Raw genomic sequence first — 21,247 nt, 5'->3', positions numbered from 1 at the left:
CCTCGTTCCTTTCCCCGCCGGGCCGGGGCCTGGGCGCAGGGCCGTGTCACCGGGCCGTGTCGCGTTCGGTATCAGGCGTTCCGCCGGTGTTCGGCGGCGATCTTCTCCAGGACCGGGACGACCTGGTTCGGGCCGGGGGTGCCGACCACCTCGTCGCGCAGCCGTGCGGCGCCGGCCGCGAACGACGGCTCGTCCAGCATGCGGCGGAGCGCGTCCCGGACGGCGTCCGGGCTGAGCCCCCCGTACCGGTCCAGGTCCAGCCGGAGGCCGGCGCCGGTCTCGGTGACGGCGTCGGCCTTGTGCGGGGTGTCCCACAGCATGTTGGGGACGATGACCTGCGGCACGCCGTGCGCCAGCATGGTGAGGAAGGTCCCGCCGCCGCCGTGGTGCAGCGCGGCGGAACAGCTCGGCAGCAGCGCGTCCAGGGGGACGAAGTCCACCGCGCGCACGTTGTCCGGGACGCTCGGCAGCGTCTCGAGCTGCTTGGCGTCCAGCGTGGCGACGACCTCGGCGTCCAGGTCGGCCACGGCCTCCAGCAGCTCGGCGGTCGGCACCCAGTCCTGGCCGAGCTGCCGCTGGGTGACGCCGAGCGTGATGCACACCCGGCGGCGTTCCGGCGGGCGGCGCAGCCAGTCGGGGACGACGGCGCGGCCACCGTAGGGGATGTAGCGGAACGGGACGTACCGGACGCCGCCGTCCAGCCGGACCGAGGCGGGCAGCGGGCACAGCGTGAACTGGCCGATGGCCAGGTCGCGTTCGTAGGCGAGGCCGTAGCGGTCCAGGATCGGCTGCATCCAGTCCTCGAACGGGTCGTCGCGCCGCCCCTCGGGCCGCTCGTCGAGCATCCGGACGTAGGACTGCCGGAGCCAGCCCATAACGTCGAGGCCGAACATCAGCCGGCCGTGGGCGGCGCCGGCGACCGCGGCGGCCAGCGGCCCGGCGAAGCTGTTCTGGTCCCAGATGACCAGGTCCGGGCGCCAGTGGCGAGCGAAGTCCACCAGCTCGTCCACCATCCCCTCGGGCGACATCATCGGCAGGAACAGCCCGGCGGCGGCGGTGAACAGGCCGTGCAGCCGGTCGTAGGTCAGGTTCCCGGCGTGCAGGTCATGGACCTCCATGCCGACGTCGGCGGCGTCCAGCGGGCGGCCGTCGACCATGACGGCCTCCATCGCGAAGGCTTCGCCGACCGGCACCGCCGGCAGGCCCGCGGCCACGATGTCGTCGGTCAGTTCCGGCTGGCTCGCGAAGACCACCTCGTGGCCCGCCGTGCGCAGCGCCCACGCCATCGGGACCATCACCTGCAGGTGCGACGACGAGGGGATCGTGGTGAACAGAACTCGCACGGCTACTCCGCGGTGCATAGGGGAACGACTGCGGGCTCGGCAATTCTTGATCCCCGCGATGGTGATCCGCTAGAGGCTCGCTAGAGGCACAATAGAAATGGTGGACGCACGGCGCGGCAAGCATTCCCCGGCTGTCCGGATTCGGCCGCCGGCGCCCGTCCGCGGCAACACCGCAATTTAGGAACTTCCCCGCCTCGAGGAGAACCCCGGACACTTTTCCGACGGATCATTGAATGGCGGAAGGTGCCGTGACATGACGAGTGCTGACTCTGCGATCTTCACCCCGCGCCCGGACGGGTCCCCGCCTCCCGAGTTCGCCGAGCGCCGGGCCGGTGCCCCGCTCGCGCCGGTGACGATGCCCAGCGGCGACGAGGCCACGCTGGCCGTCCGGTACGCGGACGTCCACGAGGTGCTGACCAGTCCCGACTTCAGCCGGGCCGCGCTGCTGGCGCCGGAGGCCCCGCGCATCCTGCCCGGCGAGGAGTTCGGCGAGGACCCCAACGCGCTGACCAACATGGACCCTCCCCGCCACACCCGGATCCGGCGCGTCCTCGCCGGCATTTTCAGCCCCCGGCACGTGAAGGAATGGCACCCGCGCGTGGCGGCGATGACCGACGAACTGGTCGGCGCCGTGGCCACCGGGGAGCGGCCCGTCGACCTGGTCGAGACGTTCACGCTGCCGCTGCCCATCCAGATCATGTGCGAGCTGATGGGGGTGCCGGCGGCCGACCGCCGCAAGTTCCAGCTGTGGACCGACATGATCATCTCCAGCACGGCGTTCACCGCCGAGGAGCGGATCGGCGCCGCCGGCGAGTTCACCGGCTACGTCAGCGAGCTGATCGAGGGCCGCCGCGGCACCGGCGGCGACGCCCTGATCGACGCGCTGATCGAGGCGCACGAGGACGGGGAGCGGCTCAGCGAGGCCGAGCTGGTCCACCTCACCGTCATGCTGATCATGGCCGGGTACGAGACCACCGCCGGGGTGCTGGCGCGCGGCCTCCTCACCCTGCTGACCACCGGCCAGTACCGGACCCTGGTCGAGGAGCCCGCCGTGATCCCGACCGCGGTCGAGGAGATCCTGCGGTACGAGGCGCCCAGCGACGGCGGGCTGCTGCGGATGCCCACCAAGGACGTGCGGCTCCCGTCCGGGGTCGTGGGCGAGGGCCAGGCGGTGATGCCGTCCATGGCCGCGGCCAACCGCGACCCGGAGGTCTTCACCGATCCGGAGACCTTCGACGTCCGCCGCGCGAAGTGCCCGCATCTGACGTTCGGGCAGGGTGCCCACTACTGCGCCGGCGCGAACCTGGCCCGGCACGAGCTCCAGGTGGCGCTGGAGACGCTGACGCGGCGGCTGCCCGACCTGCGGCTCGCCGTCGAGCCCACCGAGATCGAGTGGCGCAAGGGCCTGCTGCTGCGGGGGCCGCTGACCGTCCCCGTGACCTGGTGACCCGGCCCGACGGGGAGCCGAGACCGACCCGAGGAGGTCCGATGCGCATCCTGTTCACGACGTTCGCCGCGGAGAGCCATCTGCACACGCAGGTGTCCATGGCGTGGGCGTTGCAGACCGCGGGGCACGAGGTCCGGCTGGCGAGCCAGCCCGACCTCGTCGACGCGATCACCGCGGCGGGGCTGACCGCCGTCCCCGTCGGCGAGCCGCTGGGGCTGGCGGACCGCGTCCAGGAGATCAATGACAACATCGAGCAGGCCGAGGTCACCGACGCGGGCTCGGCGGGCGACGCGGGCCTCGACATGAACGAGCTGCGTCCCGAGAAGCTGACCTGGGAGTACATGTCGAAGGTGTTCGGCACCATGACGCCGGTGGTGTTCCGCAACGCCTCCCCCGACTCGACGGTGGACGACCTGGTGGCGTTCGCCCGCGCGTGGGGGCCGGACCTGGTGGTGTGGGATCCGTTCACCTTCGCGGGGCCGGTCGCGGCGAAGGCGTGCGGCGCCGCGCACGCCCGCGTCATCGCCGGTCTCGACCTGTTCGGCCACATGCGGCGCCGGTTCACCGCCGCCCGCGACGAGCGCCCCGCCGGGCAGGACGCCGACCCGCTGCGCGACTGGCTGCAGGAGTGCCTGGCGCGGCACGGCGCGGCCTTCGACGAGGACGTCCCGCTCGGCCAGTGGACCATCGACCCGACGCCGGCGTCGATGCGGCTGCCGGTGGACCTGCACTACGTCCCCGTGCGGCACGTCCCCTACAACGGTCCCGCCGTCGTTCCGGGCTGGCTGCGGGAGCCGCCGCGCCGCCGCCGGATCTGCCTCACCTTCGGGCTGTCGTACCGGCAGATGTGGGGCGCCGAGACGTCGCTGGACGACGTGCTCGGCGCGGTCGCCGATCTCGACGTGGAGGTCGTCGCCACGCTGAACGCCGAGCAGCAGAAGTCGCTGGGCGAGCTGCCGGAGAACGTGCGGGTGGAGGAGTTCGTCCCGTTCGGGGCGCTGCTGCCGACGTGCTCGGCGGTCATCCACCACGGCAGCCAGGGCGCCTTCGGCATCGCCCTGTCGCACGCGATCCCGCAGCTCATCGTGCCCGAGGGGCAGTGGGACACCGCGCTGAAGGCGCAGGCGGTCGAGGCGGCGGGCGCCGGGCTGCGGCTGCCGCCGATGCGCGAGTTCAGCGCGGACGCGCTGCGGGGCTCGCTCGCGCGGCTGCTGGACGAGCCGTCGTTCGCCGAGTCCGCGCGGAAGCTGCGGCGGGAGACGCTGGCGATGCCCGCGCCGAACGACGTCGTCCCGCAACTGGAGGCCCTCACCGCCGAGTTTCGCGCCGCCGGCGCCTAACCGGGGTTCGCGGGCCGGTCCTGCTCCGGCGTTCCGCAGGAGCGCCGGAGCAGCGCCAGCGCGCCGTCGCGTTCCAGGGCGGCGCCGTGCTCGCGGGCCAGCTCGAACGCCTCCGCGCCGAGTTCGGCGCGCAGTTCGCCGGCCAGCGCGGCGGTGTCGGGGTCGTGGTCGCCGGACAGGCCGTGCAGCGCGCGGCAGGCGCCCAGCAGTTCCGCCGCGCCCTTCGCGTCGCCCTGCCGGTGGCGCAGCTGCGCGGCGCTGACTCCGAGCGCCGCGACGAGCGGCACGTCCGGCGCGTCCGCCGCCGCGTCCAGCGCCACGGCCAGATGCCGGCCGGCCGCCGCCAGGTTCCCGGTGACGATCAGGAGCCGCCCCCGCACCGATTCCAGCATGGCCAGGGTGAGCGGTTCCTGCGCGGACGCCGACCGCAGGCCGCGGTCCGCCTCGGCGAGCTGCCGCCGCGCGTCCTCCACGTCCCCCGCGTCCAGGGCCAGCTTGGCCAGCGAGATCCGGAAGAGGGCGGCGGCGTGGGCGGGCCGGGGCCGGTCGCTCGCGACCGCCTCCAGCAGTTCGCTGCGCATCCGCTGCAGGTCGCCGAGCCGGCTGCGCGCCTCGGCCAGCCAGATCACCTGCTGGAACGCCGCGTCTCCCAGGCCGAGTTCCCGCATCAGCCGGACCGACTCCTCCAGCGCCGCGACCGCGCCCCGGTCGTCGCCGAGGGCCTGCCGGGAACCGCCGACGAACGTCAGCGCGGTGGCCAGCCCCCACCGCTCCTCGGCCTGCCGGAAGTCCTCGACGGCGGCGGCCATCTCCCGGCTCATCGCCTCCATGTCGCCGTCGTTGGCGTGCAGGAACGCGCCGGTCAGCCGGATCATCGCGCGCGTCCACGGGTCGGCGGGCGGCGGCCCGCCGGCGGCCACCGTCCGCGCCGCCTCGAGATCATTGTCGATCAGCGCGAGCGCCATCCCGGCCAGGACGAACGCCTCGTTCGCGCGCTCGTCCAGGCCGCGGCGGATCCGCTCCCGCAGCTCGCCGGTGACCGCGTCCGGGTGGCCGGGGCCCTCCGACATCGTCAGGTTGAAGAGCCAGAAGGCGGTGGCGGTCGCCCACGCGGTGTCCGGCGCGGGGCCGGGCACCGACAGGGCGCGGCGCAGCCGCCGCGCCGCCTCGGCGTGGTCGCCCCGCATGGTCCACGGCAGCCCGAGCGCCGCCGCGAGCCGCACCGCGCCCGCGGCGTCGCCGGTCTCGCCGAACTCGTGCAGCGCGGCCATCTGGTCGTCGTGCCGGTCGCTCAGCAGGCGCAGCAGGCGCGGCTGCTCCGGGCCCCGCAGCCGCGGCACGGACGATTCGGCCGACTCGAGGACGTACCGGGCGTGCGCGGCGCGGGTCCCGGTCAGCTCGCCCTCCTCGGCGAGCCGCTCCAGCCCGTACTCGCGGATGGTCTCCAGCATCCGGTAGCGGGCCTCGGGCCCCTCGACGACCTGGAGCAGCGACCTGTCCACCAGCAACGCCAGCGCCTCCAGGACGTGCCCGGGCGGCTCGCCCACCCGTTCCGCGCCCTCCGGGACGATGGTGCCGGGGAACACCGCGAGCCGCTGCAGGAACCGGCGCTCGGCCTCGTCGAGCAACTCCCAGCTCCAGTCGACGACCGCCCGCAGCGTCTGGTGCCGGGGCAGGGCGGTGCGGCTGCCGCCCGTCAGCAGCCGGAACCGCTCGTCGAGCCGGGTCGCCAGTTCCCCGGCGGGAAGGGTGCGCAGGCGGGCGGCGGCGAGCTCGATCGCCAGCGGGAGCCCGTCGAGGCGGCGGCAGATCTCCGCGACGACCGGCAGTTCCGCGGGGCCGAACGACAGGCCCGGCCGGTGCGAGGCGACCCGGTCGAGGAGCAGCCGGATCGACGGGCTGGCGGAGATCACCTCCGGCGGGTCGCCCGGCAGGGGCGTCGCCAGCGGCAGCACCGAGCAGAGCCGCTCGCCGTCGATGCCGAGCAGCTCGCGGCTCGTCGCCAGCACCCGCAGCCCGGGGCAGTGGCCGAGCAGGTCGTCGACCATCCGGGCGACCCCTTCGAGCAGGTGCTCGCAGTTGTCCAGCACCAGCAGCGCGCCGGTGGCCGACAGCACCTCGGCGAGCCGCCGCAGTTCGTCGCGGGGCCGGTCCGAGCCTTCCAGCACCCCTTCCCGGAGGCCCAGCACCCCGATCACCGCGCGCGGCACGTCCGCGGCGTCGGTGAGCGGCGCCAGCTCCACCAGCCATGCTCCGCCGGGGTGGTCGCCGGCCGCGCCGGCGGCGTAGGTGGTCGCGATGCGGGTCTTGCCCGCCCCGCCGGGCCCGACCAGGGTCACCAGCCGCCCCTGCCGCAGGCCCTCGTCGACCTGCCGCAGCTCGTCCTCGCGCCCGATGAAGCTGGTCAGCATGGTCCGGACGTTGCCGCGCGGGGCCGCCGGCCGAGGCTGCGGCGGATCGGGCGGCCCGCCCGGCGGCACGCCCGGCGGGCCGACCGCCGGGCCGCCCGCGGCGGACGGCTCGGGGGTGCCGCGCAGCGTGCTCAGGTGCAGTTCCTGCAGCCCCGGGCCGGGGTCGGCGCCCAGTTCGTCGGCCAGGTAGGCGCGGAAGTCCTCGTAGGCCGCCAGCGCTTCGGCGCGCCGCCCGGCCGCGTGCAGCGCCCGGATGTGCAGGGCGCGCAGCCGCTCCCGGAGGGGGTGCGCGGCGGCCAGCTCGCCCAGCTCGGCCACCAGGTCGAACCCGCCGACGCCGCCCAGCAGCTCGGCCTCCGCGCGGTCCTCGATCGCGCCGAGCCGCAGTTCCTGCAGCCGGCCGGCGGCGGCCTCCAGGTACGGGGTCGGCGCCGCGCCCGCCAGCGGGTCTCCGCGCCACAGCTCGAGCGCCTCCCGCAGCCGCGCCACCGCGTCGCCCGCGTGCTGCCGCCGCAGCGCCCGGCGGCCCTCCAGCGCCAGCCGCTCGAAGCGCAGCGCGTCCACCGCGTCGGCGTCGATGCCCAGCCGGTACCCGTCCTGCGCCCAGCGCGGTTCGGCCGCGCCGGTCAGCGCGCGGCGCAGCCGCGACACCAGCGTGTGCATCGCGTTGACCGGGTCGGCGGGCTGGTCGGGGCCCCAGACCGCGTCGGCGAGGGAGTCGACCGTCACCACCCGGCCGGCGTCCAGCGCCAGCCGCACCAGGAACGCCCGCAACCGGACGCCCCCCACGTGCACGTGCTCGTCCCCAATGGTCACTTCTAGAGCTCCCAGGATGCCCACGCGCATGGGGCCAGTCTGCCATCAGCGGCGGTGCCGCACACTTCGCCGCGGCCGGTGCGAGCCGGAGCAATCTGGGCGAAGACATTCCACCCGGCAGACCGCATTCTCAACAGAGCCGAGACGATCTCGGAGCGGGTTCTCCGTCGCCGGCCGGGCCGCACCGCCGGCGCGCCGCAGGCCGCCCGCACGCGTGGAAGGAGCCCTGATGGGCAACGCACCCCCCGGCGGCGCCACGGCGGTGGCCCGCACCGACTCCGAGGCCGAGGGCCTGTTCGGGCAGATCATGATGGATCCGACGATCGAGGATCCCTACTCCGGGTACCGGGAGATCCGCCACCGGGCGCCGGCCCTGCTCACCTCCAACGGCACCCTGGTCCTGACGACGCACGCCGAGTGCGACGCCGCGCTGCGGCACCGGGCGCTGGGCAAGGGCAACGAGATCCAGACCTTCCGGCTGCGGCCCATCCCCGAGGACGACCTCCGCGAACTGATGGACCGGCTGGAGCGGAGCATGTCGTTCGCGAACCCGCCGGACCACAGCAGGCTCCGCCGGGTGGTCAGCTCCGCGTTCACCCACCGGCACATCGAGAGCCTGCGGCCCGCGGTGACCGAGCGCGTCGACGCCCTGCTCGACGGGCTGCTCGCCGAGCCCGGCGCCGACTTCATGGCGGGCTTCGCGCGGCCGCTGCCGCTCGGCGTCGTCGGCGACCTGCTCGGCATCCCCGAGGAGGACCGGGGCGGCTTCGGTGTGCAGGTGGCGGCGCAGGCCGCGATGGTGGAGCCGTCCGCCGACGCCGACACCCTCGCCCGCGCCATCACCGCCGAGTCCGAGCTGGCCGCCTACTTCACGGCCCTGCTGGCCCGCAAGCGCGAGCGGCCCGCCGACGACCTGCTCAGCCGGCTGGCCTCGCCGCGGTCGGCCGAGACCCTGGACGAGGCCGAGATGGTCTCCACCGCGCTGCTGCTGCTCGGCGCCGGCATCGAGACGACCGGGCACCTGCTCGGCAACACGCTCCACACGCTGCTGCGGCACCCCGGCGAGCTGGCCCGGCTCCGGCGGGACCCGGCGCTGATCCCGGGGGCCGTCGAGGAGGTGCTGCGCTTCGACTCGCCCGTCCAGTTCGACGCCCGCACCGTGCTGGAGCCCGTCACCGTGGCCGGGGCCGACCTCGAACCCGGGCAGACGGTCACGCTGCTGCTGGGATCCGCCAACTACGACCCGGGCCGCTTCCCCGACCCCGAGACCTTCGACGTCACGCGCACCGACAATCCGCACCTGTCGTTCGCGGCCGGCATCCATTTCTGTCTCGGGGCCGGGCTCGCCCGCCTGGAGGTCGCGGTGTTCCTGCGGCGGCTGCTCGAACGCACCCGCTCCGTCGAGCTCGCCGACGAGCCGCAGCGACGTCCGAGCTTCGGCCTCCGCGGCCTGGAGCGGATGCCGGTCATCCTCCGACCCTGACGATCGACCCCTGACGTTCGACCCCACACCGGGAGCGTGCAATGGCGACGACCACCAACTCCGCGATGACCGACCACTGGAACGGCGACGAGGGAGAGTTCTGGGCCGAGGAGCAGGAGCGCTGGGACCACCTGAACAGCGCGTTCAACGGCCACATGTACGACCGCGCCGCGATCACCGCCGCGGACCGGGTGCTGGACATCGGCTGCGGCAACGGCGAGACCACCCGGATCGCCGCGCGGCACGCCCCGGAGGGGCACGCCGTCGGGCTGGACGTCTCCGCGCCGATGCTCGACATCGCCCGCTCGCTCGCCGAACGGGACGGCCTGAGCAACGTCGAGTTCGTCCAGGGCGACGCCCAGATCCACCCGTTCGCCGACGGTGAGTTCGACGTCATCATCAGCCGGTTCGGGCTGATGTTCTTCGACGACCCGTACGCGGCGATGGCGAACATCGGCCGGGCCACCCGTCCCGGCGGCCGCTTCGCCGCGATCGTGCACGGCGACCCGACCCAGACCGACTGGCCGATGATCTTCGGCGCGGTGCAGGAGCAGCTCGACCTGCCGTGGGTGAAGCCGCCGGCGGAGAACGCGATGGCCGACCCCGAGCAGATGGGCAAGGTGATGGAGCACGCCGGGTTCACCGGCGTCTCCTACCCGCACGTGCTCGAGCGCCGTTCGTGGGGCACCGACGCCGCGGACGTGGCCGACTTCCTGCTGGCCTGGACGCCGATGAAGGCGAGCCTGTCGCAGGTCGACGCGGAGACCTCGGCGCGGGCCCGGGAGGCGTGCATCAAGGCGCTGCGGCCCTTCGAGACCGCCGAGGGCGTCGTCATGCGCACCCCCGCGTGGGTGCTCAGCGCCACCAAGAGCTGACCTCGCGGCCGGGCCCTTCCCGCGCCGGGAAGGGCCCGCTTCCGCGTCCGCCGAAACATATCTGCACCGTTCTGAACCACCCCGCACGCCGACGTTCCGGATACCAATAAAGGTCCGGACGTCGGCATTTATTTTGCACTCCACCCTTTATTCACATCGGGTGACCGCAACCAAGACGGCAATTTGGGCGAAGACAACGCCGCGCGCCGCACCGCACTCTCGAAAAGACCGGAATACCGACCGGGGCCACCGCGCGCGCCCGCACCGGGCGCCCGGCGCCACCGCAACGGGGCGGGCGCGGAGAACGGCGGACCACGGCGACGGGGCGAGCGAGGGACGACGTGAGAACAGCCACGCAGATCATCGCAGCGACGGAAGCGGCCACCGATGGATGACGAAATCGCCATTATCGGCCTGGCCTGCCGGTTCCCCGCATCCCCCGACCCGGACGCTTTCTGGCGGCTGCTGGCCGACGGCGTCGACGCCGTCGGGGAGGCGCCCGCCGGGCGGCGACCGGCGGACGACCTCGCCGATCCGGGCACCCGGTACGGGGCGTTCCTGGACCATATCGACCGGTTCGACGCGGCCTTCTTCGACATCTCGCCGCGCGAGGCCGCCGCGATGGACCCGCAGCAGCGGCTGATGCTGGAACTCGCCTGGGAGTCGCTGGAGGACGCCGGCATCGTGCCCGCCGTGCTGCGCGGCGACCGGGTCGGCGTGTTCGCCGGTGCAATCTGGGACGACTACGCCGCGCACGCCGCGGCCCGCGGTCCCGCCGCCATCACCCGGCACAGCATGACCGGCCTGAACCGCGGCATGATCGCCAACCGGGTGTCGTACACACTGGGGTTCACCGGCCCCAGCCTCACCGTCGACACCGGCCAGTCGTCCTCGCTGGTCGCGGTCCATCTCGCGTGCGAGAGCCTCCGCAAGGGCGAGTCGACGCTGGCGCTGGCGGGCGGGGTCAGCCTGATCGTCGACGGGTCGGGCGCGGTGCGCGCGTCCCGGTTCGGCGGCCTGTCCCCGGACGGCCGCTGCCGCACCTTCGACGCCCGCGCGAACGGCTTCGTCCGCGGCGAGGGCGGCGGGGTGGCGCTGCTCAAGCCGCTGGCGCGCGCGCTGGCCGACGGCGACCCGGTGTACGGCGTGATCCGCGGCAGCGCGGTCAACCACGACGGGCCGGGCGAGGGCCTGACCGTTCCCAGCGCCGACGCGCAGCGGGACGTCATCGGCGCGGCACGCGAGCGGGCGGGCGTCGTCCCGGCCCAGGTCCAGTACGTGGAGCTGCACGGCACCGGCACCCCGGTCGGCGACCCGGTCGAGGCCGCGGCGCTGGGCGCGGCGCTCGGCCACTACCGCAGCCCGTCGGCGCCGCTGCGGGTCGGCTCGGTCAAGACGAACATCGGGCATCTGGAGGGCGCCGCCGGCATCGCCGGGCTCCTCAAGGTGGCCCTGGCCCTCAAGCACCGGCGGCTCCCCGCGAGCCTGCACTTCCGCGCGCCCGGCCCCGCCGTCCCGCTGGACGAGCTGCGGCTGCGGGTGCAGGACGAGACGGGGCCGTGGCCGGCCGAGGACCGCCCGCTGATCGCCGGGGTCAGCTCGTTCGGCATGGGCGGCACCAACTGCCATGTCGTGCTGGAGCAGGCCCCACCGGTCCCGTCCCCGGCGGCGCCCGTGCCGTCGCCGCCCGCCGTCCCGCCCGTCGTCCCGCTGGTCGTCTCCGGACGCGATGCGGAGGCGCTGCGGGGCCAGGCGCTGCGGCTGCTGGAGCGGCTGCGCGCCGACCCGGACGCCGATCCCGCGGAGATCGGCCGGGCGCTGGTCACGACGCGTTCCACGTTCGAGCACCGCGCGGTCGTCACGGGCACCCGGCGCCGCGATCTCAAGGCCGGGCTGAAGGCGCTCGCCGAGGGCAGATCCCGCGCGAACGTCGTTTCGGGCGGTCCCGCCGCCGGCGGCGGGACCGCCTTCATGTTCGGCGGGCAGGGCGGCCAGCGGCCCGGCATGGGCGCCGGACTGTACGACGCGTTCGAGGTGTTCCGCGACGCGATCGACGAGATGTTCGCGCTCTTCGACCCGCTCCTGGACCGTCCCCTGCGCGACGTGATGTTCGGGACCGACGCCGAGGCCCTGGACGGGACGGCCTACACCCAGCCCGCCCTGTTCGCCTACGAGGTGGCCCTCTACCGGTTCGTCGCCTCGTGCGGCGTCGTCCCCGGCCACCTGCTGGGGCACTCGATCGGGGAGATCGCCGCCGCGCACGTCGCGGGCGTGCTGTCCCTCCCGGACGCCTGCACGATGGTGGCGGCACGCGGCCGCGCCATGCAGGCGCTCCCCGCCACCGGCGCGATGGCCGCGCTGGAGGCGTCCGAGGCCGAGGCCGCCGAGCTGCTCGCCGCCGATGGCCGCGCCGAGGTCGCCGCGGTGAACGGCCCCCGCGCGGTGGTGATCTCCGGTGACCGGGACGCCGTGCTGGACGCGGCCGCCCGCTGGCGGGAACGCGGCCGCAAGGCGAACCGCCTCCGGGTCAGCCACGCGTTCCACTCGGCGCACATGGAGCCGATGCTCGACGACTTCCGCGCCGTGGTCGGCGGCCTGACGCTGCACGCCCCGCGCATGCTGCTGGTCTCGAACCTGACCGGCCGCCTCGCCACGGCCGGGGAGCTGCGCGACCCCGGCTACTGGGTCGAGCACGTGCGGCGCGCGGTCCGGTTCGCGGACGGCGTCCGCCACCTGCACGACCTCGGCGTCACCGACTTCGTCGAGATCGGCCCGGACGCCGTCCTCACCGGCATGGCGGCGGAGACGCTGAGCGGCCACCGGGACACCGGCGTGATCCCGTCGGCGCGCCGGAACCGGCCCGAGGCCGAGACGGTCGTGTCCGCCCTGGCCCGCGCGCACATCCGCCGCGGCTCCGTCGACTGGGCGGCCGTGTACCCCGGCTGGTCGTCCCCGACCGGCCCGCGGACGAAGCTGCCGACCTACGCGTTCCAGCGGTCCGGCTACTGGCTGGACGCTCCCGCCGACGCGCCGCCTCCGGCGCCCGCCGTGCCGGGACCGCAGGAGGGGGAGCCGCCCGCGACGCCCGCCGCCGCGCCGGCGCCGCTCTCCGGAGCGGACGGCGAGGAGGCGTTCCTGGACGCGGTGCGCACCGCGGCCGCGCTCGTCCTCGGGCACGACGAACCCGACGCGATCGACACGTCCCGCACGTTCAAGCAGCTCGGTTTCGACTCCCTCGCGGCGGTCGAGTTCCGCGACCGGCTCGGCGCGGCCACCGGCCGCGCGCTGCCCGCCTCACTCGCCTTCGACCATCCCACCCCGGTCCGGCTCGCGCGCCACCTGCACGCCGGCGCGACGAACAAGCGGGACGGCACCGCGACGCCCCGGACGCGCGTCGCCGTCGAGGAACCGATCGCGATCGTGGGGATGGGGTGCCGGTATCCGGGCGGGGTGGAGTCCCCCGAGGACCTGTGGACCCTGGTCAGCGACGAACGCGACGCCATCGGCCCGTTCCCCGACAACCGGGGCTGGGACCTGGACGCCCTCTTCGACCCCGACCCGGACCATCCCGGAACGTCCTACGCCCGCGAGGGCGGGTTCCTGCATGACGCCGACCGGTTCGACGCGTCCTTCTTCGGGATCTCCCCCCGCGAGGCGATCGCGATGGACCCGCAGCAGCGGCTCCTGCTCGAAGTCGCCTGGGAGACCCTCGAACGCGCCGGCATCGACCCCGCCACCCTCGAGAACACGCCCACGGGCGTGTTCGTCGGCGCCATGAGCCAGGACTACGGCCCGCGCCAGCACGAGGCCGCCGAGGGGCACGCGGGCTACGCCCTGACCGGCACCACGAACAGCGTCGCCTCCGGACGCATCGCCTACGCCCTCGGCCTGCGGGGCGCCGCACTGACCGTGGACACGGCGTGCTCGTCGTCCCTGGTGGCCCTGCATCTGGCCGCGCAGGCGCTCCGTTCCGGCGAGAGCGATCTCGCCCTCGCGGGCGGAGTGGCGATCATGGCGACGCCCGGGATGTTCGTGGAGTTCAGCCGGCAGCGCGGGCTGGCCGCCGACGGACGATGCAAGCCGTTCTCCTCCACGGCCGACGGCACGGGCTGGTCGGAGGGCGCCGGACTGCTGCTGCTGGAACGCCTGTCGGACGCGCGACGCAACGGCCACCGCATCCTCGCGCTGATCGAGGGGTCTGCGGTCAACCAGGACGGCGCCAGCAACGGCCTCACCGCCCCCAACGGCCCCTCCCAGGAAGACGTCATCGGCGCGGCGCTCGCCGCCGCCGGGCTCCGCCCGGACCAGATCGACGCGGTCGAGGCCCACGGCACCGGCACGGCCCTCGGCGACCCCATCGAAGCCAACGCGCTGCTCGCGGCCTACGGGCAGAACCGTCCCGAGGACCGGCCGCTGCGGCTGGGGTCGATCAAGTCGAACATCGGCCACACCCAGGCCGCCGCCGGAGTCGCGGGCGTCATCAAGATGGTGCAGGCCCTCCAGCACCGGCGGCTCCCCCGGACCCTGCACGTGGACCAGCCGTCACCCCATGTCGACTGGACCTCCGGCGCCGTCTCGCTGCTCACCGAGGCCCGCGACTGGCCCACCGCCTCCGACCGTCCCCGCCGCGCGGCCGTGTCGTCCTTCGGCATCAGCGGCACGAACGCCCACCTGCTGCTCCAGGAATCCCCTGCCACGGACGCCCGGGAGACGTCCGCGCCGGAGGAGGGGCCCGGCGTTCTGCCTTGGGTGCTGTCGGCCCGGTCCGAGGCCGCGCTCCGGCAGCAGGCCCGCCGCTTGCACACCTGGCTCAACGAGCACCCCGACGCCGTCCCCGCCGACGTCGGCCACACCCTGGCCACCGGCCGGACGAGGCTGGAACACCGCGCCGTCATCACCGGCACCACCACCGACGACTTCCGCACCGCCCTCCAAGCCCTCGCCGACAACCACGACGCCCCCAACCTGACCGTCGGCTCGGCCCCCAAGACGGCGGGCAAGACGGTGTTCGTGTTTCCCGGCCAAGGCAGCCAATGGGCCGCCATGGCCAACAGCCTGCTGGAAACCTCCCCGATCTTCCGCGACCACATCACCGCCTGCCACACGGCCCTGGCACCCCACACCGACTGGTCACTGCTCGCGCTCCTTCGCAACGAGCCCGACGCTCCCTCCCTCGAACGCACCGACGTCGTCCAACCCGCCCTGTTCTCGGTGATGACCGGGCTGGCCGCGCTCTGGCAGGCCCACGGCGTCCACCCCGACGCCGTCATCGGCCACTCCCAAGGCGAGATCGCCGCCGCCTACACCGCCGGAGCCCTCACCCTCCACGACGCCGCCGCCATCATCGCCGAACGCAGCAAAACCCTCGCCCAGCACACCGCCCCCGGCGCCATGGCCTCGGTCGCCCTGCCCGCCGAACAACTCGGTTCGCTGCCCTGCTGGAACGACCAACTCCACATCGCCGCCGTCAACGGCCCCACCACCACCGTCGTCTCCGGCACACCCGACGCCATCGACACCCTGCTGGCCCACTGCGACAACGTGAACCTCCACGCCCGCAGGATCCTCGTCGACTACGCCTCCCACTCCCCCGCCGTCGAAGCGCTCAAAGAACACCTGATCGCTCCCCTCACCGGCATCGCACCGCAGACAGCATCGACCGCGTTCTACTCGACGGTCACCGGACGCACGCTGGACACCCGGGAACTGGACGGCGAGTACTGGTACCGCAACCTGCGCGAACCCGTCCTGCTCCACCCCACCGTGAACGCGCTGCTCGACGACGGGCACACCACCTTCATCGAGGTCAGCCCCCACCCCGTACTCACCCCCGCCATCCAGCAAACCCTCGAACCGCACCCCGACGCCCACACCTCCGGCACCCTGCGCCGCGACCACGGCGGCCTGGAGCAGTTCCTCACCGCCACCGCCCAAGCCCACACACACGGCACACACATCACCTGGCCCTTCCCCACCACCGCCCGCACCACCGAACTCCCGACCTACCCCTTCGAACGCGACACGTACTGGATGGAGGCGCCTGCTCCCACCGCCGACGTGGCCGAGTCACTCGGCCTGAGCACCACCGGACATCCGTTCCTGGGAGCGGCCACCGAGGTCCCCGACTCCAATGCACTGCTGTTCAGCGGGCGACTTTCACTGCGTGCTCACCCGTGGCTCGCCGACCACGCCGTCAACGGAAACGTCCTGCTCCCCGGCACCGCGCTGGTCGACCTCGCGCTCCACACGGGTGCACATGCCGGTACCCCCTACGTCGAAGACCTCACCCTGGAGACGCCGCTACCGCTTCCCGGTGAAGGCGGCGTCGACCTGCGGATTGTGCTCGCCCCACCGGGCGATGACGGACGGCGGACGATCAGCGTCCACTCCCGTGTCTCCGACGAGCCCTGGATCGGCCACGCCACCGGCACCCTCGCCCCAGAGCCCGCGAACGCGACGGACGAGCCGTCCGCCGACGCTCCTTCGGGGCCGTTCCCCTCGACATCACCCGGCTGTACGAGGAGCTGGCCGATCGCGGTTACCACTATGGCCCGCTCTTCCAGGGAGTAACCGCGGCCTGGCGGCACGGCGACGATCTCTACGCCCACATCACCCTCCCCGACGACGCCGACACCAGTGGTCACGACGTCCACCCCGCTCTCCTGGACGCCGCCCTTCACCCGCTGGTGCTCGACGCAATGTCCGCCGAGGAGCCGGTCAAGCTGCCGTTCTCCTTCACGGGAATCCGGATCAATGCCGCTGCGTCGACCAAGCTGCGCGTCCATCTGCGCCGCACGGGCCCGGATCAGGCTCGCATCACCGCCACTGGCCAGGACGGCACGTCGATCGTGACGGTCGAGGAGATCACGCTTCGTCCCGTGGCCTCCAGCGGTCTTTCCGGTTCTGGCCGGTTGCGCAACTCGCTGTTCCGTCTGAAATGGGTCCCTGCGCTCGCAGCGGGTGAGGCACTCCGAGCCGAGCGCGATGCCACGGTGTGGGAGGCACCGGCCACGGCTACCGAGAACATCCCGGCCGGCGTGCGCGAGTCGACCTCCCATGCACTCCAAGTGCTGCAGGAGGCTCTGGCGTCGGATGGTCACCTGACCGTCGTGACTCGGGGTGCCGTCTCCACCGGGCCGGACGACCCCGTGACCGACCTCGGGCACGCCGCCATCTGGGGACTGATCCGCAGCGCCCAAAACGAACACCCCGACCGCATCACCCTCATCGACACCGACACCACCACCACACCCGCCACCACCACCGACGAACCCCAACTCGCCATCCGCAACGGCCAACTTTTCATCCCCCGCCTCACCCGCCCCGGCAGTGACACCAGGGAGCGCCCCCCGCTCAACCCCGACGGCACCATCCTCATCACCGGCGGCACCGGAACCATCGGCACACTCCTCGCCCGCCACCTCGCCCACCAGCACAACGCCCGACACCTCCTCCTCGCCAGCCGCTCCGGCCCCAACGCCCCCACAGCAGCCGACCTACAGCACCAACTCGGCGACCGCGTCACCATCACCGCCTGCGACACCAGCGACCCCGACGCACTCGCCGCACTCCTGGCCACCATCCCCGCCGAACACCCCCTCACCGCCGTCGTCCACACCGCCGGAACCCTCGACGACGCACTCACCACCGACCTCACCCCCCACCACCTCGACCGGGTCCTCACCCCCAAAGCCGACACCGCCTGGCACCTGCACCAACTCACCCGCCACATGAACCTGGACGCCTTCGTCCTGTTCTCCTCCCTCGCCGGCACCCTCGGCACCCCCGGCCAAGCCAACTACGCCGCCGCCAACACCTTCCTCGACGCCCTCGCCCACCACCGCCACACCCAAGGCCTCCCCGCCACCAGCCTCGCCTGGACCCTCTGGGAAGACACCAGCGGCATGACCGCCCACCTGGGCGACGCCGACCGGGCTCGGCTCGCACGGTCGGGCCTCGCGCCCCTGCCGACCGAGCACGCGCTGGAGCTGTTCGACGCTTCCCTCGTCCACTCCCATCCCACGCTGGTGCAGGTCCCCATCAATCTCCGGGCGCTGCGCGAGCAGCCGGACCCGCATCCGCTGCTGCGCGGTCTCGTCCCCGCGGCCGTCCGGCGGCCGGTCGCCGCGCCGCAGGCCGTCGAACGCACGCCGCAGCAGCTCCTCGAGCTGGTCCGCGAGCACACCGCGACCGTGCTGGGGCATGCGCATCCGGGCGGCGTGCCCACCGACGAGGCGTTCAAGGAACTGGGATTCGACTCCCTCACGGCGGTCGAGCTGCGCAACCGGCTCGCCAAGGCGACCGGGCTGCGGCTCCCGGCCACGCTGATCTTCAACCACCCCACGCCGCAGAGCCTCGCCGACCACCTCCACGATCAGCTCGCCCCCGGCACGGCCGCCACCCCCGCGACCGCCCGCCGCACGGCCGGTACCGACCGGACCGGCGAGCCGGTCGCCATCGTCGGTATGGCCTGCCGCTACCCCGGCGGCGTGAACACCCCCGAAGACCTGTGGGACCTGGTCAGCACCGGCCGGGAAGCGATCGGCCCGTTCCCCGCCAATCGCGGCTGGGACCTGGACTCGCTGTTCGACCCCGACCCCGACCACCACGGGACCTCCTACGCCCGCGAAGGCGGATTCCTCCACGACGCCGACCGGTTCGACGCCGCCTTCTTCGGAATCTCACCCCGCGAAGCAACCGCCATGGACCCCCAGCAGCGCCTTCTCCTCGAAGTCGCCTGGGAAAGCATCGAACGGGCGGGCATCGACCCCACCTCCCTCAAGGACACGCTGACCGGGGTCTACACGGGCGTGATGTACCACGACTACGGCATCCACCTGCACAGCACCCCGCACGACCTCGAAGGGCACCTCGGCAACGGCACCGCGGGCAGCGTCGCCTCCGGACGCATCGCCTACACCCTCGGCCTCCAGGGACCGGCCGTGACCGTCGACACCGCCTGCTCGTCCTCCCTCGTCGCCCTCCACCTCGCCGCCCAAGCCCTCCGCAACGGCGAATGCGACCTCGCACTCGCGGGCGGCGCCACGGTGATGTCCACTCCGGCGATGTTCGTCGAGTTCAGCAGGCAGCGCGGGCTCGCCCACGACGGACACTGCAAACCCTTCGCCAACGGGGCGGACGGCTTCGTCGGCTCCGAGGGCGTCGGCCTGGTGATGCTCGAGCGCCTGTCGGACGCGCGGCGCAACGGGCGTCGGGTGCTGGCGGTGATCCGAGGATCGGCGGTGAACCAGGACGGCGCCAGCAACGGCCTCACCGCACCCAACGGGCCCTCGCAGGAACGCGTCATCAGGCAGGCCCTCGCCAACGCCCGGCTCACCGAGGACCAGATCGACGCGATCGAGGCCCACGGCACCGGCACCGCCCTCGGCGACCCCATCGAGGCCAACGCGCTCCTGGCCACCTACGGCAGCGGACGCGCGGCCGACCGGCCCCTGCACCTCGGCTCGGTGAAATCGAATATCGGCCACACCCAGGCCGCCGCCGGAATCGCCGGCGTCATCAAGATGGTCCAGGCCATCCGGCACCGCCACCTCCCCCGAACCCTCCACGCCGACGACCCCACCACCGAAGTCGACTGGACCACCGGCGCACTCTCACTCCTCACCAAAGAACGGGACTGGCCGGCCCTCGACCGACCCCGCCGCGCCGCCGTGTCGTCCTTCGGAATCAGCGGCACCAACGCCCACCTTCTGCTCGAGGAGCCTCCGGCCGCGGACGTCCCGGCCCCGAAGGCGACCGTGGTGGCGGAGGGGCCCGGCGTTCCGCCGTGGGTGCTGTCGGCCCGGTCCGAGGCCGCGCTCCGGCAGCAGGCGCGCCGCCTGCGCACCTGGCTCGCCGACCATCCCGACACCGCCCCCGCCGACGTCGGCCACACCCTGAGCATGGGGCGCGCCGCGATGGAGCACCGGGCCGTCATCACCGGGTCCACCACCCGTGACTTCGGCGAAGCCCTCCAGGCCCTCGCCGACGGGCGCGACGCCCCCAATCTGACCGTCGGGTCGGCCCCCAAGACCACGGGCAAGACGGTGTTCGTGTTCCCCGGCCAGGGCAGCCAGTGGGCCGGAATGGCCACCGACCTGCTGGAGACCTCCCCGGTTTTCCGCGACCACATCGCCGCCTGCGACGCGGCCCTGGCGCCCCACACCGGCTGGTCGCTGCTGTCGGTCCTGAACGGCGAGCCCGGCGCGCCGCCGCTCGACCCGACCGAGGTCGTCCAGCCCGCCCTCTTCGCCGTCAAGACCGGGCTGGCCGCGCTCTGGAAGGCCTACGGCGTCCACCCGGACGCCGTCATCGGCCACTCCCAGGGAGAGCTGGCCGCCGCCTACGCCGCGGGCGCCCTCACCCTGGACGACGCCGCCGCGATCGTCACCCGCCGCAGCGTCGCCCTCGCCGACCTCGCGGCTCTCCCCACGGCCGGTGCGATGGCCTCGATCACGGTTCCCGTCGAGCGGGTGCCGGAGCTGCCCTGCTGGGACGGCGGCGAGGTGAACATCGCCGCCGTGAACGGGCCCGCCACCACCGTCGTCTCGGGCGCCACCGCCGCGATCGAGGCGATCCTGGCGTGGTGCCGCGAGAACGGCGTCCACGCCGGGAAGGTCCTCATCGACTACGCCTCGCACTCCCCGGCCGTGGAGCCGCTGAGGGATCAGGTGGTCGGCGCGCTCGCGGGCATCACCCCGGTCTCGGCGCCGACCGCGTTCTACTCCACCGTCACCGGACGTCCGCTGGACACCCGGAAGCTGGACGGCGAGTACTGGTACCGCAACCTGCGCGAACCCGTCCTGCTCCACCCCACCGTGAACGCCCTCCTCGACGACGGGCACACCACCTTCATCGAGGTCAGCCCCCACCCCGTCCTCACCCCCGCCATCCAGCAGACGCTCGACCCCCACCCCCACGCCCACGTCACCGGGACGCTCCGCCGCGACCACGGCGGCATCGAGCAGTTCCGCACCGCCGCCGCGCACACGCACGCGCACGGGACGCCCGTCACCTGGCCGGCCGCCGCGGCCGCCGGCACCGTCGACCTGCCCACCTACCCCTTCGAACGCGACGTCTACTGGTTGCACGGTGCCGCGGACTCCGGGGACGTGTCGGCGCTCGGGCAGGCACCCGGCGACCATCCCTTCCTCGGCGCGGCCATCGACGTCTCCCACACCGGCGCCCTGCTGTTCACGGGACGGCTGTCGCTCCGGGCCCACCCGTGGCTGGCCGACCACGCCGCCAACGGAACCGTCCTGCTCCCCGGCACCGCGCTGGTCGACCTCGCGCTCCACGCAGGCGCCCACACCGGCACCCCCCACATCGAGGACCTCACGCTCGAAACGCCGCTCCCCCTCCCCGACGGCACCGGCGTCGACATCCAGGTCGCCCTCGACCCGCCCGACGACGACGGGCGGCGCGCCGTGACCGTCCACTCCCGAGCGTCCGACACCCCTGGACCCGCCACGCCACGGGAACCCTCGCGTCCCGTCCCGCTCCCCGGCCCGACGCCTTCGCGGGGCAGTGGCC

The 21,247-nt window shown here is 73.7% G+C and carries 7 protein-coding genes and 1 pseudogene; 6 read left to right on the top strand and 2 right to left on the bottom strand.

Annotation, left to right across the window (positions count from 1 at the left end; translation table 11 throughout):
- Positions 1–71: 71 nt before the first annotated feature.
- A complete protein-coding gene (locus tag F7P10_RS30365; protein WP_151014489.1) occupies positions 72–1,343 on the bottom strand; it encodes an activator-dependent family glycosyltransferase in 1,272 nt (423 codons plus the stop codon).
- Positions 1,344–1,596: 253 nt separating this feature from the next.
- Between F7P10_RS30365 and F7P10_RS30360 the strand changes: the two genes are divergently transcribed.
- Together F7P10_RS30360 and F7P10_RS30355 are read left to right on the top strand one after the other, a co-directional pair.
- Positions 1,597–2,790 carry a cytochrome P450 gene (locus tag F7P10_RS30360; RefSeq protein WP_151014487.1) on the top strand — a complete coding sequence of 398 codons (1,194 nt, stop codon included), beginning with the start codon at positions 1,597–1,599 and terminating at the stop codon, positions 2,788–2,790.
- 41 nt (positions 2,791–2,831) lie between these two features.
- Entirely contained in the window at positions 2,832–4,130 is a 1,299-nt protein-coding gene (locus F7P10_RS30355; protein WP_151014485.1) for an activator-dependent family glycosyltransferase, read from the top strand.
- Here F7P10_RS30355 and F7P10_RS30350 read toward each other — a convergent pair.
- Positions 4,127–7,387 carry a BTAD domain-containing putative transcriptional regulator gene (locus F7P10_RS30350; protein ID WP_151014483.1) on the bottom strand — a complete coding sequence of 1,087 codons (3,261 nt, stop codon included), beginning with the start codon at positions 7,385–7,387 and terminating at the stop codon, positions 4,127–4,129. The two genes, F7P10_RS30355 and F7P10_RS30350, sit on opposite strands and share 4 nt — an antisense overlap.
- Positions 7,388–7,586: 199 nt before the next feature.
- Between F7P10_RS30350 and F7P10_RS30345 the strand changes: the two genes are divergently transcribed.
- The 4 genes and pseudogenes from F7P10_RS30345 to F7P10_RS44785 form a co-directional block, all read left to right on the top strand.
- Positions 7,587–8,840 carry a cytochrome P450 gene (locus tag F7P10_RS30345; RefSeq protein ID WP_176611719.1) on the top strand — a complete coding sequence of 418 codons (1,254 nt, stop codon included), beginning with the start codon at positions 7,587–7,589 and terminating at the stop codon, positions 8,838–8,840.
- 41 nt (positions 8,841–8,881) lie between these two features.
- Positions 8,882–9,715, top strand: a complete 834-nt coding sequence (locus F7P10_RS30340) for a class I SAM-dependent methyltransferase (RefSeq protein WP_151014479.1) — start codon at positions 8,882–8,884, stop codon at positions 9,713–9,715.
- Positions 9,716–10,102: 387 nt separating this feature from the next.
- On the top strand, positions 10,103–16,285 hold the full coding sequence (locus tag F7P10_RS43635) for a type I polyketide synthase (protein ID WP_218040193.1): 6,183 nt from the start codon (positions 10,103–10,105) through the stop codon (positions 16,283–16,285).
- A pseudogene (locus tag F7P10_RS44785) lies at positions 16,219–21,147 on the top strand (SDR family NAD(P)-dependent oxidoreductase); the annotation flags it as partial. The gene F7P10_RS43635 and the pseudogene F7P10_RS44785, both read left to right, overlap by 67 nt.
- Positions 21,148–21,247: the final 100 nt, after the last annotated feature.

Source organism: Actinomadura sp. WMMB 499, assembly GCF_008824145.1.
Taxonomy (GTDB): Bacteria; Actinomycetota; Actinomycetes; order Streptosporangiales; family Streptosporangiaceae; genus Spirillospora.
This window is presented reverse-complemented; position numbering and strand designations above follow the sequence as displayed.

Bases quoted from the DNA above. Each gene is read 5' to 3' on its own strand.
- F7P10_RS30360 (WP_151014487.1), top strand. From the start codon at position 1,597: ATGACGAGTGCTGACTCTGCGATCTTCACCCCGCGCCCGGACGGGTCC.
- F7P10_RS30355 (WP_151014485.1), top strand. From the start codon at position 2,832: ATGCGCATCCTGTTCACGACGTTCGCCGCGGAGAGCCATCTGCACACG.
- F7P10_RS30350 (WP_151014483.1), bottom strand. From the start codon at position 7,387: ATGCGCGTGGGCATCCTGGGAGCTCTAGAAGTGACCATTGGGGACGAG.
- F7P10_RS30345 (WP_176611719.1), top strand. From the start codon at position 7,587: ATGGGCAACGCACCCCCCGGCGGCGCCACGGCGGTGGCCCGCACCGAC.
- F7P10_RS30340 (WP_151014479.1), top strand. From the start codon at position 8,882: ATGGCGACGACCACCAACTCCGCGATGACCGACCACTGGAACGGCGAC.
- F7P10_RS43635 (WP_218040193.1), top strand. From the start codon at position 10,103: ATGGATGACGAAATCGCCATTATCGGCCTGGCCTGCCGGTTCCCCGCA.